The sequence below is a fragment of the Yinghuangia sp. YIM S09857 genome (assembly GCF_051388915.1).
Lineage (GTDB): Bacteria > Actinomycetota > Actinomycetes > Streptomycetales > Streptomycetaceae > Yinghuangia.
Genome location: NZ_JBPKBH010000042.1, coordinates 1 through 14,587 on the forward strand (window position 1 = coordinate 1; position 14,587 = coordinate 14,587).

At 71.9% G+C, this 14,587-nt stretch carries 15 protein-coding genes and 1 pseudogene; 5 read left to right on the forward strand and 11 right to left on the reverse strand.

From position 1 onward, the window contains the following. Positions 1 to 195 precede the first annotated feature (195 nt). Positions 196 to 1,638 carry an LCP family protein gene (locus ACRX5S_RS40540; protein ID WP_436778315.1) on the forward strand — a complete coding sequence of 481 codons (1,443 nt, stop codon included), beginning with the start codon at positions 196 to 198 and terminating at the stop codon, positions 1,636 to 1,638. A 34-nt stretch (positions 1,639 to 1,672) separates the two neighbouring features. Here ACRX5S_RS40540 and ACRX5S_RS40545 read toward each other — a convergent pair whose 3' ends face one another. After that, positions 1,673 to 2,185 (reverse strand): FABP family protein, encoded by a 513-nt coding sequence (locus tag ACRX5S_RS40545; protein WP_436778316.1) that lies wholly within the window; start codon positions 2,183 to 2,185, stop codon positions 1,673 to 1,675. Positions 2,186 to 2,492: 307 nt separating this feature from the next. Here ACRX5S_RS40545 and ACRX5S_RS40550 point away from each other — a divergent pair, with 307 nt between their 5' ends. Further along, positions 2,493 to 2,855: a DsrE family protein gene (locus ACRX5S_RS40550; RefSeq protein WP_436778317.1), complete on the forward strand. Its 363-nt coding sequence runs from the start codon at positions 2,493 to 2,495 to the stop codon at positions 2,853 to 2,855. A 34-nt stretch (positions 2,856 to 2,889) separates the two neighbouring features. Here ACRX5S_RS40550 and ACRX5S_RS40555 read toward each other — a convergent pair. The 10 genes and pseudogenes from ACRX5S_RS40555 to ACRX5S_RS40600 form a co-directional block, all read right to left on the reverse strand. Beyond that, a pseudogene (locus tag ACRX5S_RS40555) lies at positions 2,890 to 3,090 on the reverse strand (DUF3099 domain-containing protein); the annotation flags it as partial. Positions 3,091 to 3,167: 77 nt separating this feature from the next. Then, positions 3,168 to 3,491 (reverse strand): DMT family transporter, encoded by a 324-nt coding sequence (locus ACRX5S_RS40560; RefSeq protein ID WP_436778318.1) that lies wholly within the window; start codon positions 3,489 to 3,491, stop codon positions 3,168 to 3,170. A 310-nt stretch (positions 3,492 to 3,801) separates the two neighbouring features. Beyond that, positions 3,802 to 4,092 (reverse strand): DUF1416 domain-containing protein, encoded by a 291-nt coding sequence (locus ACRX5S_RS40565; protein WP_358352021.1) that lies wholly within the window; start codon positions 4,090 to 4,092, stop codon positions 3,802 to 3,804. A 33-nt stretch (positions 4,093 to 4,125) separates the two neighbouring features. Beyond that, positions 4,126 to 4,965, reverse strand: coding sequence for a sulfurtransferase (locus ACRX5S_RS40570; RefSeq protein ID WP_436778319.1), 840 nt, complete (start codon positions 4,963 to 4,965; stop codon positions 4,126 to 4,128). 331 nt (positions 4,966 to 5,296) lie between these two features. Continuing rightward, positions 5,297 to 5,377, reverse strand: a complete 81-nt coding sequence (locus ACRX5S_RS40575) for a putative leader peptide (RefSeq protein ID WP_358352153.1) — start codon at positions 5,375 to 5,377, stop codon at positions 5,297 to 5,299. A 44-nt stretch (positions 5,378 to 5,421) separates the two neighbouring features. Further along, positions 5,422 to 7,161 carry a zf-HC2 domain-containing protein gene (locus ACRX5S_RS40580; protein ID WP_436778320.1) on the reverse strand — a complete coding sequence of 580 codons (1,740 nt, stop codon included), beginning with the start codon at positions 7,159 to 7,161 and terminating at the stop codon, positions 5,422 to 5,424. Then, positions 7,158 to 8,015, reverse strand: a complete 858-nt coding sequence (locus ACRX5S_RS40585; RefSeq protein ID WP_436778321.1) for a sigma-70 family RNA polymerase sigma factor — start codon at positions 8,013 to 8,015, stop codon at positions 7,158 to 7,160. The genes ACRX5S_RS40580 and ACRX5S_RS40585 overlap by 4 nt, the downstream gene beginning before the upstream one ends. A 90-nt stretch (positions 8,016 to 8,105) precedes the next feature. Continuing rightward, positions 8,106 to 9,569: a hypothetical protein gene (locus tag ACRX5S_RS40590; protein WP_436778322.1), complete on the reverse strand. Its 1,464-nt coding sequence runs from the start codon at positions 9,567 to 9,569 to the stop codon at positions 8,106 to 8,108. Beyond that, complete coding sequence (locus ACRX5S_RS40595) at positions 9,566 to 9,826, reverse strand: MoaD/ThiS family protein (protein ID WP_436778323.1); 261 nt, start codon at positions 9,824 to 9,826, stop codon at positions 9,566 to 9,568. The genes ACRX5S_RS40590 and ACRX5S_RS40595 overlap by 4 nt, the downstream gene beginning before the upstream one ends. 156 nt (positions 9,827 to 9,982) lie before the next feature. Continuing rightward, positions 9,983 to 10,798: an alpha/beta hydrolase gene (locus tag ACRX5S_RS40600; RefSeq protein ID WP_436778324.1), complete on the reverse strand. Its 816-nt coding sequence runs from the start codon at positions 10,796 to 10,798 to the stop codon at positions 9,983 to 9,985. Positions 10,799 to 11,074: 276 nt separating this feature from the next. Here ACRX5S_RS40600 and ACRX5S_RS40605 point away from each other — a divergent pair, with 276 nt between their 5' ends. The 3 genes from ACRX5S_RS40605 (at position 11,075) to ACRX5S_RS40615 (ending at position 14,405) form a co-directional block, all read left to right on the forward strand. Next, positions 11,075 to 11,836: a response regulator transcription factor gene (locus ACRX5S_RS40605; RefSeq protein WP_436778325.1), complete on the forward strand. Its 762-nt coding sequence runs from the start codon at positions 11,075 to 11,077 to the stop codon at positions 11,834 to 11,836. 100 nt (positions 11,837 to 11,936) lie between these two features. After that, positions 11,937 to 12,953: a LacI family DNA-binding transcriptional regulator gene (locus ACRX5S_RS40610; RefSeq protein ID WP_436778326.1), complete on the forward strand. Its 1,017-nt coding sequence runs from the start codon at positions 11,937 to 11,939 to the stop codon at positions 12,951 to 12,953. Between the two features lie 282 nt (positions 12,954 to 13,235). Continuing rightward, entirely contained in the window at positions 13,236 to 14,405 is a 1,170-nt protein-coding gene (locus ACRX5S_RS40615; RefSeq protein ID WP_436778327.1) for a hypothetical protein, read from the forward strand. Positions 14,406 to 14,587 lie beyond the last annotated feature (182 nt).

The window sequence follows — 14,587 nt, forward strand, 5'->3', positions numbered from 1 at the left end:
GGCCCGCGCTCGGCCCGGGCTTGGCTTCGGAGGGCCGTCAAGGCCCGGCGGCAAGGGTCGTAACGCGGCGACTTGGGAGGGCCGTCAAGGCCCGGCGTCGCGGGCCCGGCGGGAATTTGAAGACACGACCTGGGTCGCCTCACGACTTGGCGGATTCCCACGTGGGAGTGTCTTCGCCGGGACAGAATGCCCCACGTGGACGACGAAGAGTCCCGGGTGGGGGACACATCGGACGGCACGTCCGGCGACGGGCGTGCGCAGCCGCGCGCCGAACCGACCGTCGGCTCGGCCGGCGCCTCGAAGGACGACTCGACCGGCGAACCGCAGGGTGAGTCACGGGGTGAGCCACGGCCCGAGTCGCGGGGTGACTCGCGCGCCGAACGGCGTGCCCAGGCGCGGGCCGAGCGCGACCGGCAGCAGATAGCCCACGGCATCGACGACGTGCACGGCCTCGGGCTGCGCATCCTGGACGACGGCAGCGTCGACGAGCGGTCGGTCGGCCCGGCCGACGGCGGCGGGGATCCGGACGGCGACGCGGGGCCCGGGACGGGCGGCGAAGGCGACGGGACCGGAGACGGCGGCGACGACCAGGCCGCGCCCCCGGACCGGCGCAAGGTCCGGCGGCGCCGCCGTACCCGGACCGTCCTGGTCTCGATGCTCGTGATGATGCTGTCGCTGGTCCTGGTCGCGGCGGTCGGTGTGTGGTGGTTCATCGACCACTACGCGGGCAAGGTGGACCGCATCGAGAACGCGTTCCCGAACGTCCCGATCGCCGAGCAGCCGCCGCGCGGCAAGGGCCTCAACTTCGTGCTCGTCGGCCTCGATTCGCGCTCCGACATGCCGACCACCGGGCGCGATGCCAAGGCTCCGTTGTGGCAGGAGGGCGCGCAGCGCAGCGACGCGACGATGCTGCTGCACCTGTCGGCGGACCGGTCCCAGGCGTACATCGTCTCGATCCCCCGAGACTCTTGGGTGACGGTCCCGGGACGCGGCGACGCCAAGATCAACGCGGCCTTCTCGTGGGGCGGCCCGCCGCTGCTCATCGACACCGTGCAGCGGCTGACGGACGTGCGCGTCGACCACTTCGCGGCGATCGACTGGGAGGGCTTCAAGAAGCTCACCGACGCCCTCGGCGGCGTGGACATCGTGGTGGACGAGGAGATCCCGCCGGGCGAGGACGGCCGCGCGTGGCCGGTCGGCAAGCACCACATGGACGGCGCCGAGGCGCTCGCGTACGTGCGCGAGCGCAAGGGCCTGCCGCGCGGCGACCTCGACCGCGTCGAGCGGCAGCAGGAGTTCATGCGCGCGGTCATGCAAAAGCTGCTGGCCGGCGGCCTGTTGGACGATCCGCTCGACCTGCCTGACCTGCTCGACGCGCTGACCGCCTCGATCAGTGTCGACGACCGGATGTCCAACGGCGACCTGCGTGACCTGGTGTGGGGACTGCGCAATCTGCGCGGGGACGACGTCAAGTTCATGACCGCGCCGATCTCGGAGCTCCGGAACATCGCCGGACAGGACGCCGCGGTGCTCGCGCCCGAGCAGTCGGAGTTCCTGTGGGAGAACCTGCGCGCCGACACGATGGACGTCTACCTGCGGCGGTATCCGCACGCGGAGACGCCGAAGGCGGTGGGGTAGGCACGCACGCCGCCGACGGGCGCCGCCCCGGCGCCTACTCGGCGGCGATCTCCTTGTCCACGCGCTTGAGTTGCGCGGAGACGTGGGCCTGGAGCGGGTGCCCCATCGCGGCCATGTCGTAGGCGTACATCAGCTCGCCCTTGACCAGGCCGTAGAGCCGGTGCCCGGCGGTGTACTCCTTGGCGTCGACGGTGCGCGCCACGACGTCCGTGCGGATCTCGACGCGGCCGTTGTCGGTCTCGCCGAGCCAGATCTCCACGATGCCGGTGGGGTGCGCGAGGGTCACCTCGACGCTGCCGTCGAGCTTCGACTTCCAGTACCCGGTCTCGGTCGCGAGCGGGCGGACCCGGTTGCCGTCCTCGTCCAGCAGCCACGTGCGCGACGTGTAGGCCAGGAAGGGCCTGCCGTCCTGCGTGAAGGTGACCTGCTGGCCGTAGCGGAACGCCTCGATCGTCGGGTAGTCGCCGACGCCGGCGCCTTCCCAGGTGCCGAGCAGAAAGGCGAGCGGGACGACGTCGGGGTGCATGTCGTCCGGAATTTCGATCATGTCATCCGGCCTGGTACGGGAACAGTGTCGGCGCCCGAGCCTACCGGGTGGATCAGCTCTGGCCCTTGTAGAGCTTCGAGACGGTGAGCGCCGCGAACCAGGCGACCATGATGCCGACGACGACCAGCATCACGATGAAGAACGTGTGCACCTTGCTGCTCCTTGGGCGAGTGCCGCGCGCCGTGCCGCGAACCAGGCTGAATCCGCGATCAGTGTACGGGCGCGGGACCCGCACAAACCGCGCAGGGTGGCGTACGACACGACCGGAGGGCGGGCGGCGGCCGCCCGGCCCACTACCGTGAGCCGGATGAAGCGGAGTCTTGTGGTGAAGGTGACGGCGGGCCTGGACGCACCCGAGCGGTGCTCGCAGGCGTTCACCGTCGCGGCCGTGGCGGTGGCCGGCGGCGTCGACGTATCCCTGTGGCTGACCGGCGAGTCGGCGTGGTTCGCACTCCCGGGCAAGGCCGCGGAGTTCACCCTCCCGGAGGCCGCGCCGCTGAACGACCTGCTGGAGGCGGTGCTGGCCGGCGGCCGCGTCACGTTGTGCACACAGTGCGCGGCGCGGCGGGAGATCACCGGCAAGGACGTGATCCCGGGCGTGCGGATCGCCGGTGCGCAGGTGTTCGTGCAGGAGGCGATGGCGGACGACGCGCAGGCGCTCGTGTACTGACGCACGCATGCGAACGTGCGCGTGTGCACGGCGATTACTCGTCGAACCACTTCTCCCCCGGATCGCGGCGGTTCGCGATGATCGCCGCGAACGGGGGGATCACCATGGCCACCACGCTCATCGCGACCGCGGCCGGCACCGACACAAAGCGCACCACCGCCCACGCGAGCACGAACAGTGTCAGGCACGTGCCCATGAGCGCGAAGTAGAGCCTGCGGCGCCGACGCACCCTTCCACGGTACGTCCGCGGGCCGCGGCCCGCGGTGCGCCGTACGTGCGCCGCAAATCCCGGGCAGGTCCCTCAGCACCCGGTCAGTGGCTGATGCCCGACAGGTTCAGGCCCACCACCCCGGCCAGGATCAGCGCGATCGAGACGAGCTTGAGAACCGACGACGACTCGCCGTACAGGAAGATCCCCATGATCGCGGTGCCCGCCGCGCCGATGCCGGTCCACACGGCGTACGCCGGACCGACGTCGAGGCTCTTGAGCGACAGCGTCAGCAGGCCGAAGCTGCTGATGGCGCACAGCGCGAAGCCGATCGTGGGCCAGAGCTTGGTGAACCCGTCGCTGGCCTTGAGCAGCAGCGCGAACCCGGTCTCCAGAATCCCCGCGACGATGACGAGCAGCCAGGCCATCAGCGCCTCCCCTCCCCCTCGCGGACGCGGCCGTCCGACTGCCGGCTGCGCGCGCGATCATGAATCGTTTCTGCGGACGATGGGTTAGTCACAACGGCGATCTTGCCCGACACCCGGCGTGCTCACACGGACGGGTATGCGCAAGGGCGGTGCCCCTCGCCCTTTCGGGGGAGGGGCACCGCCCTTGCGCGAACGGCGGGAAGGGACAGGCACCGTGGGTGTACGTCCGATGGAGACCCGTGCCGCCGCCGTCGCGCAGCCTGCGTCGGCCGACCGGCCGCCGCCCGGACCCGCGGGTCCGGAGGAGGCGTCAGACCGCGATCTCGACCTCGGCGACGCCGCCCTTCTCCGCGACGACCGCGCGGTCCACGGTCGCGCCGGGAACCAGCGCGCGCACGGTCCAGGTGCCCGGGGCCGCGAAGAACCGGAACTGGCCGCTCGCCGAGGTGGGGACCTCGGCCGTGAAGTCGCCGCCCGCGTCCAGGAGGCGCACGTAGCCGTTGATCGGCTGGCCGCCCTTGGTCACGGAACCCTGGATGATCGTCTCGTTCGCCACGTCTACTCCTGCCAGATCCGGCCCGCCGGCCTTAGCGCCGCACATGTCGTAACTCCTTGCCTTATATGCGCTGAGCGCTTACTTGCCGGAACCGAGCTCGATCGGCACGCCGACGAGCGCGCCGTACTCGGTCCAGGAACCGTCGTAGTTGCGGACGTTGGCCTGGTCGAGCAGCTCGTGCAGCACGAACCAGGTGTGCGCCGAGCGCTCGCCGATGCGGCAGTACGCGATGGTGTCCTTGGACAGGTCGACGCCCTCGCCCTCGTAGAGGGCCTTGAGCTCCTCGTCGGACTTGAAGGTGCCGTCGTCGTTCGCGGCCTTCGACCACGGAATGTTCTTCGCGGTCGGGACGTGGCCGGCCTTCTGCGACTGCTCCTGCGGCAGGTGCGCGGGGGCGAGCAGCTTGCCGGAGAACTCGTCGGGCGAGCGCACGTCGACCAGGTTGGTGGTGCCGATCGCCTTGAGGACGTCGTCGCGCCAGGCGCGGATCGAGGTGTCCTGCTCCTTGGCGGTGTAGGTGGTCGCGGGGCGCTCGACGACCTCGACGACCAGCTCGCGCGAGTCGAGCTCCCACTTCTTGCGGCCGCCGTCGAGGAGCTTGACGTCGCCGTGGCCGTAGAGCTTGAAGTACCAGTAGGCGTACGACGCGAACCAGTTGTTGTTGCCGCCGTACAGGACGACGGTGTCGTCGTTCGAGATGCCCTTGGCGGACAGCAGCGCGCCGAACGCCTCCTGGTCCACGAAGTCGCGCTTGACCGGGTCCTGAAGGTCCTTGCGCCAGTCGATGCGGACCGCGCCGCGGATGTGGTTCTTCTCGTACGCGGCGGTGTCCTCGTCGACCTCGACCAGGACCACCTTCGGGTTGTCGAGGTTGGCCTCGACCCAGGCGGCGTCTACCAGGACGTCGGAACGGCTCATGGGGTGTCTACCTCCGGTGTGTGGGCACGCCGCACGGAGGCGGCAGGCCGCGAAACTGGGCACTGCACGGGCAGAAAGACTGGGGTGCGCTTCGTCGACGCACGACGGCCGCGGGCCGGTCCTCCGGGCCCTCGCGGGCCGGGGTCTCGGCGCGGATGCGCGGCCTTCTCCGGGTACGCGGCTCCGCGTGGCTCCGCCGCACCGGCACCCTGCGGTCGCACAGGGGACGGGAGCCGCGGGCGGGCTGCGGGCCGCCGGTCACATGGTCACGGTCGTACGCGGAAACTCGAACGAGTCCGCCGGGTCGCCGACCTGTGTGCCCGGGTGCGCGTCAGCGCAGGCAACACAGGCAGGTCGCGGTGCGGCACAGGTCAACTGCGCGCCGCTTGGTGAGGTCTGCCTGTCGCTTCACGTCCCCGATCGTAGGGACGTATGACCGGCAATGTCATGCCCGTGTCATATATCGAGACGCAAATGCCCGGATGGTGAGATGCGACGTCGGGCGACCGGGGTTTTTGTCACGGTTTCCTGCGGTCTGACGCTCAGCAAAGTTTCGTCCTTGCCGACGACCGTGATGCGGAAGCTCACGATCTCGTCCGGCGGGATGCTGGTCGCGCCGGGCACCGTCAACGTGCCCCCGGTGCCGTCGTACCCGCCGGACGGCACGACCCACGAGGACGCGGTCTCCTGCCGCCCGCGCGTGCCGTAGACGTCGAGCTGGCAGCGGGTCCCGGCGGGCACGCCGGAGAGCTTGAGGTCGATGCCGGTGCCGTACGCCGCCGGGCGGTAGTCCAGCGTCATCGCGGCTCCCGAGACCGCGTCGGATGCCTTGACCGTGCGCTGGTCGGCGGGCGGCTGCGTGGGCGCGGACGGCGTCGACGGGACGGCGGAGGGCGGCGCGGTGCTCGCGGTGCCGGCGGCGGCCGGGGTGCCGTCGTCCTCGGTGCCGAGGGCCCAGCCGAGGCTGCCGGCCAGGACCGCGAGGGCGGCCGCGGAGGCGAGCAGGACGTGGCGCGTGCGCTTCTCCCGGCCGACGCGCTCCGCGGCGGCGGCGAGGACGCGTTCCGGCGGCGGCCCGGCGGCCGCCCCGGCCTCCGCCTCGGCGGGGGTGAGGCGGGCCAGGAAGCTCGGCAGGACGGCGATTTCCTCGTACGCGGCACGGCACTCGGGGCAGACGGCGACGTGCGCGCGGACCCATCGGGTCTCGTGCTCGTCGAGGGTGCCCAGGACGTAGGCGCCGAGGTCCAGGCGGAGGGCGGCGCAGATTTGTTTGCCGGGGTCGGGGGGGTTTGCCGAGTCGGTCCGCTCCGCCGAATCGGTCCGCTCCGCCGAATCGGCTTGCTCGGCCGAATCGGCTTGCTCGGCCGTGTCGGTGGGGTCGCCGCGGCCGTCGGAGTCCGCAGTGTGGGACGCAAGTTCGCGTTCCGAGACGCCGACCGGGTCGGCGGCCGGACGGGGAGCGGGGTCGGCGGGCGCCTTGGTCGGTGCGGGCGGCTCGTCCCTCGTCTCGGAGACGGGCGCGGCCGTGGGGGGCCTCGTCGGCGCTGCGGGCGGCGGGGGCGGCGTCGCCGGGCGCGGCGGCGCGGACCGCGGCCCGGGCGGGGTTTCGGGATTCGGGCGAACCTTGGGCCCGGTTCGAGGGCGCGGATCGAGGTCCGGGCTCGGTTCGAGATTCGAGCTCGGCTCTGGGACCGGGCTCGGTTCGGCGTCGGAAGCCGGCTCGGCCGCGGAAGCTGCGGACGGACTGGGCCGGAGCCACGGGTTGTCGGCTGCGGTACGGACCGGCGCGTCCCGCTCGGGGCCGTCCCTGTCCGGCAGTTCGCGGCCCTCGGGTACGCGCACCTCGGCATCGGCGTCGGCGTTCTCGGCAGTCTCGTCGCTCGGTCCGGTCGGCGCCGGGGGCGCGTGGGTGGGCCGCGGCGGCAGCGGCGGAGGGGCGGTCGGGCGCGGCGGGGCGGCGGGGCGGTCGGGCGGAGGGCCGGGCGTACCGTCGCCGACAGGCGCGTCCGTAGGCGCATCGGCAGCGCTCTCGGCGGCCGCCGCGGGGCGCGACGAGGCAGGGAACGCGGGCGGTTCGGCGTCCGCGTCCGACACCGCGGGCGGGGGCCTGCGCCGGTCCGGCCTGACGGTGGCGGGGCGCGGTACGTCGGGCACGCCGCGCTCCTCGGGCATACCGGGCTCGTCGACACCGCTCACGGCACCAACCCCCGTTCCTCCAAGGCGACGCGCAGGGCGCGCAGCGCGTAGTACGTCCGCGATTTGACGGTGCCCTCCGGCACCCCGAGGACCTTGGCGGCCTCGGCGACCGACCGGCCCCGGTAGTACGTCTCCAGTAACACCGCCCGGTGTTCCGGAGTGAGCGCGCCCAGCGCCTCGGCCACCTCCCAGGAGAGCAAGGCTCTGTCGAACTCGTCCTCGGCACGCGCGTCGGGGACCGAGAGCAGCGGGGCGTCGCCTGTTTCGGGCGGCCGTGCGCGGCGCGCACGGCCGCCGTCTATGACGATGTTGCGCGCGACAGTGCACAGCCAGCCGCGGACGGGGCCGCGCGCGGGGTCCAGCGCCTCGGGATGGCGCCAGGCACGCAGCAGTGTCTCCTGGACGACGTCCTCCGCCCACAGGCGGTCGCCGTCGGTGAGCCGAANGCGGACGGGGCCGCGCGCGGGGTCCAGCGCCTCGGGATGGCGCCAGGCACGCAGCAGTGTCTCCTGGACGACGTCCTCCGCCCACAGGCGGTCGCCGTCGGTGAGCCGAAGGGTGTAGCCGAGGAGGGGGCCCGCGTGTTCCAGGTAGAGCGCGCGGATCACCGCTTCGTCCGCTGTGGGCAACGCGCTTGACGGCACGTCAGGAACGCTGCGGGGCGGAGGCTCGGGAGGCGGCGGCGCGAGGGCTCGCCCGGAGGACGGCGCCTCGTCCCCCGCGAGGGGAGTCTCCGCCGCCCGGGCCACGACGTCGCTTTTGCCGGTCACATCCCCATCACGCGCGGGGGAATGCGCCGGTTCATCGGTTCCCCCCGCCCCGCCCCGGCGGCGTTTCCACGGCATGCGACGCATCCTGCCGCGATCATCGCCGCACCACCAGAGGGAAGCCCCGCAGACCGAGCACAAGGGCGGGTCGGCGGAGCGGCCCCGGACCCGTCCGGCTCAGCCCAGGGTCGCCCGGCCCAGCAGGTAGACCGCGGGGGCGGCCAAGGCCAGCGGCAGCGACACTCCGGCGGTGAAGTGCACGAACTTCGAGGGATGGTCGTACCCGGCGGTGCGGCGGCCGAGCAGGCCCATCAGGCCCGCTCCCGCGCCCAGGACCACCGCGGTTCCCCCGAGGTTCAGCACCGACCCGGCGACCAGGCCCGTGACCGACGCGGCGGCCAGGCCCAGGGCGGCGCCCAGCGGGCCCGGCAGCGGCATCGCGGCGGGCAGCACGGCCGCGGCCACCGCCGCCGCGCCCACCGCCACGAGCGCGCCGTCGCGCACGTCCGGGCTCTCCACCCGGGCGGCCAGCACGAACAGCACGTCCAGCACCGTCAACAGAGCCGCGGAGGCCGTCACCGTGAGCGCCGGAAGCAGCTCCGGACGGCCATCCCGGCGCGCGAGTTGCTGGAGGAGCACGACCCCCAGCACGGCAGCCAGAATGCCCGGCAGTATCCCGAGAGCATCGTCGCCCGCCAGCAACACCGCGGCGTCCGCCGCGCCGCCCGCGAGGATCGCCAGCGCGATGCCCTGACGCGCCGGCCACATGCCGTGCAGGCGGAACCACCCTGCCGCCGTGACCACTTGCAGAACGCCGACGCCCGCGACCATCGCAGCGCCGCCGACGAGCGCTCCGGCAATGAGCACACCGGCCAGCCCCGCCGTCAGAACCGCGGGCACCAACCCCGGCGGGTGCCAGATGGGTACGCGGGAGGCCGCGCGCTCCCCGGCCCGCTCGCGGCCAGCGTCCGGAGTGGCCGTGGTGCCGTCCACATAGTCGGACTCGCGAACCTCGTCCACGCCGTCGAACGGCACGTCGTCGTCGAGTACGGCCACATCACCGAAGTCGGCACCGGCCTCAAACCGGACGCCGCCTTCCGCGAACTCCCCCTCGAACGCGTCGAATCGCTCATCGGCTGCGGTCCCCGGCGCGTCCGGGTATTGCGCGAGATCGGCGGGCCCACGGTAGCCGTACGCCGCCGCGTCCACGAGCTCACCGCCAGGTGCGTAGGGCGCATATGTGTCGCCCGCATACTGCTCCGGAACACCCTGGTACTGCTGCTGCTCGTATTCGGGGACGTATTGCTGCGGGAACGCGCCGTCGTATTGCCGTGCAACCTGTCCGTCGTCCGGCAGCGTCGGAACCTGCTGCGGGTATCCCTCATATCCGTAGGCCGCGGGCGCGTAGCCGCCGGGGTACGCCTCGGCGTATCCGCCCTCGGCCGGACCGTCCGCGTAGCCCTGCACGTCCTGCACACCCTGTGCGTACGACTGCGCATATCCGTCCGCGTATCCGTCCGCGAAGCCCTCGGACTGCGGATCCACGTACTGCCCGGGAAACGGCCCGTCCGTCCAGCCGTCGAACTCCCGTTGCCCGTGCGGCCCGTGCGCTCCGTGCGGCCCCTGGGGCGTCCCGCTCATCCGCCGGCGAAGGGCGGCAGGACCTCGACGGTTCCGCCCTCGGTCAGGAGCACCGAGCCGTGGTCGCGCTTGCCGACCGGGTTGCCGTCCACGACGAACGAGCAGTTCCCGACCACCGGGACGAAGCGCGGCGAGCCCGCGTGGCGTTCGCGCGCCGCCCGGAGCGCGTCGGCCAGCGTGTCCGCGTCGTACGCCTCCTCGGCCGTGCCCGCGGCCTCCTTGGCCGCGGCCCAGTACCGCATCGTGCCGACCGCCATCGCGCCCACTTCCGTTCGCTGCCGCAACTCTCCCGCGCCGCGCAGCCCGCGGCGGACACCAGAGTGCCCCATCATCGCGCCCGCGCACGCCCGATCCGAACCCCGCCACCTGTCCGGGGCACCTATCGGACCCTCGGGCGAGTTCTCCGAGGGCTGTCAGCGGGACTGCCAGTGTCCCGTCACCCAGGCACCAATACGCTTCACCAGCTCGGACCCCACCGCGTTCTCCGCGTGCCCGAGCCCCGGTTCGATCCACAGCTCCCGCGGTTCGCGCGCCGCGGCGTACAACTGTTCGGCGTGGTCCACCGGAAAGTACGCGTCGCGGTCGCCGTGCACGATCAGGACAGGAACCGGCGACAACCGTCCGACAAGGTCTTTCGGCGCCTGCGGAATCGGGTTCCAGCGGCGCGGGGAGACTCGGGTGCGCAGGACCGTCCGGGTGACGAGTCGTCCGACCGGGTGATTGATGGCGAGGTGGATCCGGCGCATGGGCGGCGTACCCCGGTAGTACCAGCGCGAAGGGGCGCTCACCGCCACGACCGCGTCCACTCCCCCGTGCAGCGCGGCGTGCCGTACGACCACCGACCCGCCCATGGAGAACCCGACCGTGGCCACCCGCCGGTAGCCCATTCGGCGGGCCCAGGCGACCGCCGCCTCCAGGTCGAGGATTTCCCGGTCACCCATCGTCGCGCGGCCGCCCGAGGCCCCGTGGCCCCGGAAGTCGAAACCGATGACGCCGCCGTACTCCCGCAGAGCCGCCATGACCGCGGCGACGCGCGGACGGCGCCACGATCCGGTGAATCCGTGCGCCACCACGAAAGCCAGATCACGGGCCTCGTCCGCATGGTGGACGGCGCTGATGCGCACCCCATCGGCGCTGATCAGCACATCGTGACCGACCCGGTGCGCATACGTGCCGGCATTCGTCCGCGATACGGGACGATCGCCGTCTCCATCGGAAAGCAGTGCCATGTCGGCTATCCTGGCTCGCGAGTCCACTGGGGTGGAAACGGCCGGGTCGAATTCCGGCCGGGCTGGAAGGTGACGACCTGATGTCTCCGGACCGGCTGCCACTGCCCCCGGCGACTCGACAAGAGGATCCGGGCGACGACGCCCCGGGTCCTTTCGTGTTTTCGTGGAGGTGAGAATGCGGCGCACGCCGGGACACACGACGTCCTTGCCGCGCCCGCACACCCGCCACCGAACAGGTGTGGACCCGATCGTCCGCACCGGGCGAGGGGAGCCCTGTTGAGTGCCCTGCTGCTGCTCACGAACGCGCTCCAGCCGTCGGCCGAGGTGCTTCCCGCGCTCGGCCTTCTGCTGCACCAGGTCCGAGTGGCACCGGCGGAGGCGTCCGCCCTCGTCGACGCGCCGCCCGCGGACGTCATCCTGGTCGACGGCCGCCGCGACCTCCCGCAGGTCCGCAGCCTGTGCCGGGTCCTGCGCACGACCGGCGTCGGCTGCCCGCTGATCCTGGTCACGACCGAGGGCGGCCTGGCCGCGCTGACCGCCGACTGGGGCGTGGACGACGTCCTCCTGGACACCGCGGGGCCCGCCGAGGTCGAGGCGCGCCTCAGGCTCGCCATAGGGCGCCTCCAGGCCGCCCAGGGCTCCGAGGACGAGCCGACCGAGATCCGCAACGGCGACCTGACGATCGACGAGGCGACGTACAGCGCGAAGCTGCGCGGCCGGGTGCTCGACCTCACCTTCAAGGAGTTCGAGCTCCTGAAGTACCTCGCCCAGCACCCCGGCCGCGTCTTCACACGTGCCCAATTGCTCCAGGAGGTGTGGGGGTACGACTACTTCGGCGGCACCCGCACCGTCGACGTCCACGTACGCCGCCTCCGCGCCAAACTCGGGCCCGAGCACGAGTCGCTGATCGGCACGGTGCGCAACGTCGGCTACCGCTTCGTCGTCCCCGACCGCGGCGCCGAGGCCGAGGCACGCGGCCAGAGTGGATCGGCGGGGAACGTTTCGGTGGCAGATGTGGTCCCCGAGCAGGCATCCTGAAGGACCTTCCGGCCGGATCCGAGCGGATCCGGTCACGCAATCCACTACGAGCGGGGACACTGCGAACATGAGTGGCGGGCGTCGTCCCTACAATGGTGGCGTGCCCAAGGTGACCCGCGACGACGTTGCCCGCCTCGCGGGGACGTCGACCGCCGTGGTCAGCTACGTGGTCAACAACGGACCGCGACCGGTCGCTCCGGCGACCCGCGAGCGCGTCCTCGCCGCGATAGAACAGCTCGGCTATCGGCCCGACAGCGTCGCGCAGGCGATGGCGAGCCGGCGTACGAACCTGATCGGACTTGTGCTGCCCGACGCGCGGCAGCCGTTCTTCGCCGAACTGGCGCACACGGTCGAGAAGGCCGCCTTCGACAAGGGCCGCCTCGTGCTGATCGGCAACTCCGACTACGACGACGACCGCGAGCTGCACTATGTGCGGGCCTTCCTGGGCATGCAGGTGTCCGGCCTGGTGCTGGTCAGCCAGGGGCCGTCGGAGCGCGCCGCCCAGGAGATCGCGGCGCGCGACGTACGCGTGGTCCTGATGCACCGCCAGCCGAACGCCCTCAGCGGCGACGCGGTGGTGCTGGACGACGTCGAGGGCGCGTACCTCGCCACCCGGCACCTCATCGAGGCGCACGGCCTCACCCGCATCCACTGCCTCGGCGGTCCGCCCTCCACCCCCGACCTCGGCGACCCGGTCACCGACCACGTCAGCGGCTGGCGGCGCGCGATGCACGAATCGGGCCTGGGGACCGACGGCCTGGTGCGCGGGGCGCCGTTCAACCGCTTCGGGGCGTACAGCGTGGCCCGCGAGATGCTGGCCGAGGAAGACCGTCCCGGCGCGCTCTTCTGCTCCACCGACGACCAGGCCATAGGCGTGCTGCGGGCAGCCCGCGAACTGGGCCTGCGGGTGCCCGACGACCTCGTCGTCGTCGGCTTCGACGACATCGCCGAGGCGGCCTTCGCGGACGTCCCCCTGACCACCGTCGCCGCCGACCGCGCCGCGATGGCACAGGCAGCCGTCGACCTCGCCCTGGAACGCGAGCCGGCGCCCCCCGGCGAGGAGCGCGTACGCAGCTTCCCGGCCCGCCTGGTCATCCGCCGAAGCTGCGGCTGCTGACCCGCCGCTCCCCCACCCGCGGCACGCGCATCCGGTCCTCTCGCACCGACCGGCCAACCATTTGCCCGACCTGACACGCCATCAGTTCAGTGGCATCCAGCTCGCCGCTCCTGCACGGCAGACAGTCAGGATTGCTACTCTCCCACCCTGTTCCACTTGTTGGTATTTCGGGGAGGGGCTTCACCGGTGGCGTACACGCCGTCTCACGCACAGGGCATGCCGCCCGCATACGCCCAGCAGCCATCCCCAGAACCACCCCGCAACGCCCGCGGCGAAACCCCCGTGGAAACCGAGCGCCGCTGGCTCTCGAACATGGTGTCGTTCGTGCTGCCGACGTACCTCGCCGCACGGCTGCTCAAGCCCAAGTACCGCACCGGACGCCCGGATCCGCTGATGGAGCGGGTCATCCGCATCCGCGCGTGGCTCGGGCTGGCCGTGGTCTTCGCCGTGTTCGTGCGGGTCTTCTACGAACGGCACAAGAAGACTCCTCCGGGGACCGTGCCCACGGTCGACACGCCCGCCACCGGCGGGGTCCCGACGATTCCGGACCTCAGCACGCTGTTCCCGAGCGGGTACCCGACCAACTTCCCCACCAACTTCAACACCCGGGCACCGGACCTGGGCCTGCCGCCGGTTCCACAGGGCACCGGCGACATGGTCGCGCCGTCGATGGACGCGCTGGCCAACAACGTCCCCATGCCGCAGGCCACCGGGCCGACCGGCTTCCCGACGGCGAACCCCATGGAGGACGCGAACCGTTCGCTTGAGCAGGTCACGCAGATCGGACAGAACCTGAGCGACGGCGTCTCGGTGGGCCAGGAGCTCGCCGGCGCCGTGATCGACCGCATCATGATCGCCCCGGTGCTCTGCGCCCTCGGGATCGTGGTGCTCGGCCTGGTGCTGGTGCTCTCCGCCCGGCCGCACGCGCGCACCGCGACCCTGCACCAACTCCGCCACCCGATCCGTGTCGTGGTCATCTTCGCCATCCCCGCGGCCCTCGGAATCGGCGCTTACCTGGGGCTGCACGCGGCGGCGGGGCTCCGTGGCAAGACATACATGCTCAACGAGGACGGCACGACGTTGCAGCTCGCTCTGTCGTGGGGCTCGGTCTTCGCACTGTTCTGGACGCTCCTGTACTCCCTCGGCGCGCTGTGGCAGGTCACCCGGCACCTGTTCGCAGCCATCGACGGACACCCCCTGCTGCCGGCGCTGCTCGCGACGTGGCTCGCGTGGACCCTGGTGCTGAACGACCTGACCTTGGAACTGGGGAGCAACTGGGTGCCGCTGTCGGGCGTGATGGACGGCAACGAAGCGGTCCCGAGCAACATGAAGGCCGGGATCGGCATCCTGGGAGCGACGGCCATCACCGTCCTCGCCCTGTGGGAGATCTCGCGCATCGGCAAATGGAACGGCATCAACTTCCGCAGCGGCCCCTTCGGCAACCGCCCTTGACCGTCCGCATGTTGCGCGTGGAAACGGCCCCGGGGTTCCGCCGGGCATGATGTCGTAGGACAGCACAAGAAGAGGGCGTACCGTCGACAGCGGTACACCCTCTTTTGCTTGTGCCCGGCTTCCACATGACCGGCAGTGGCGCTCCCGCGGGGACCAGCCAGTGTCTTGCCGGATCTTTGTGC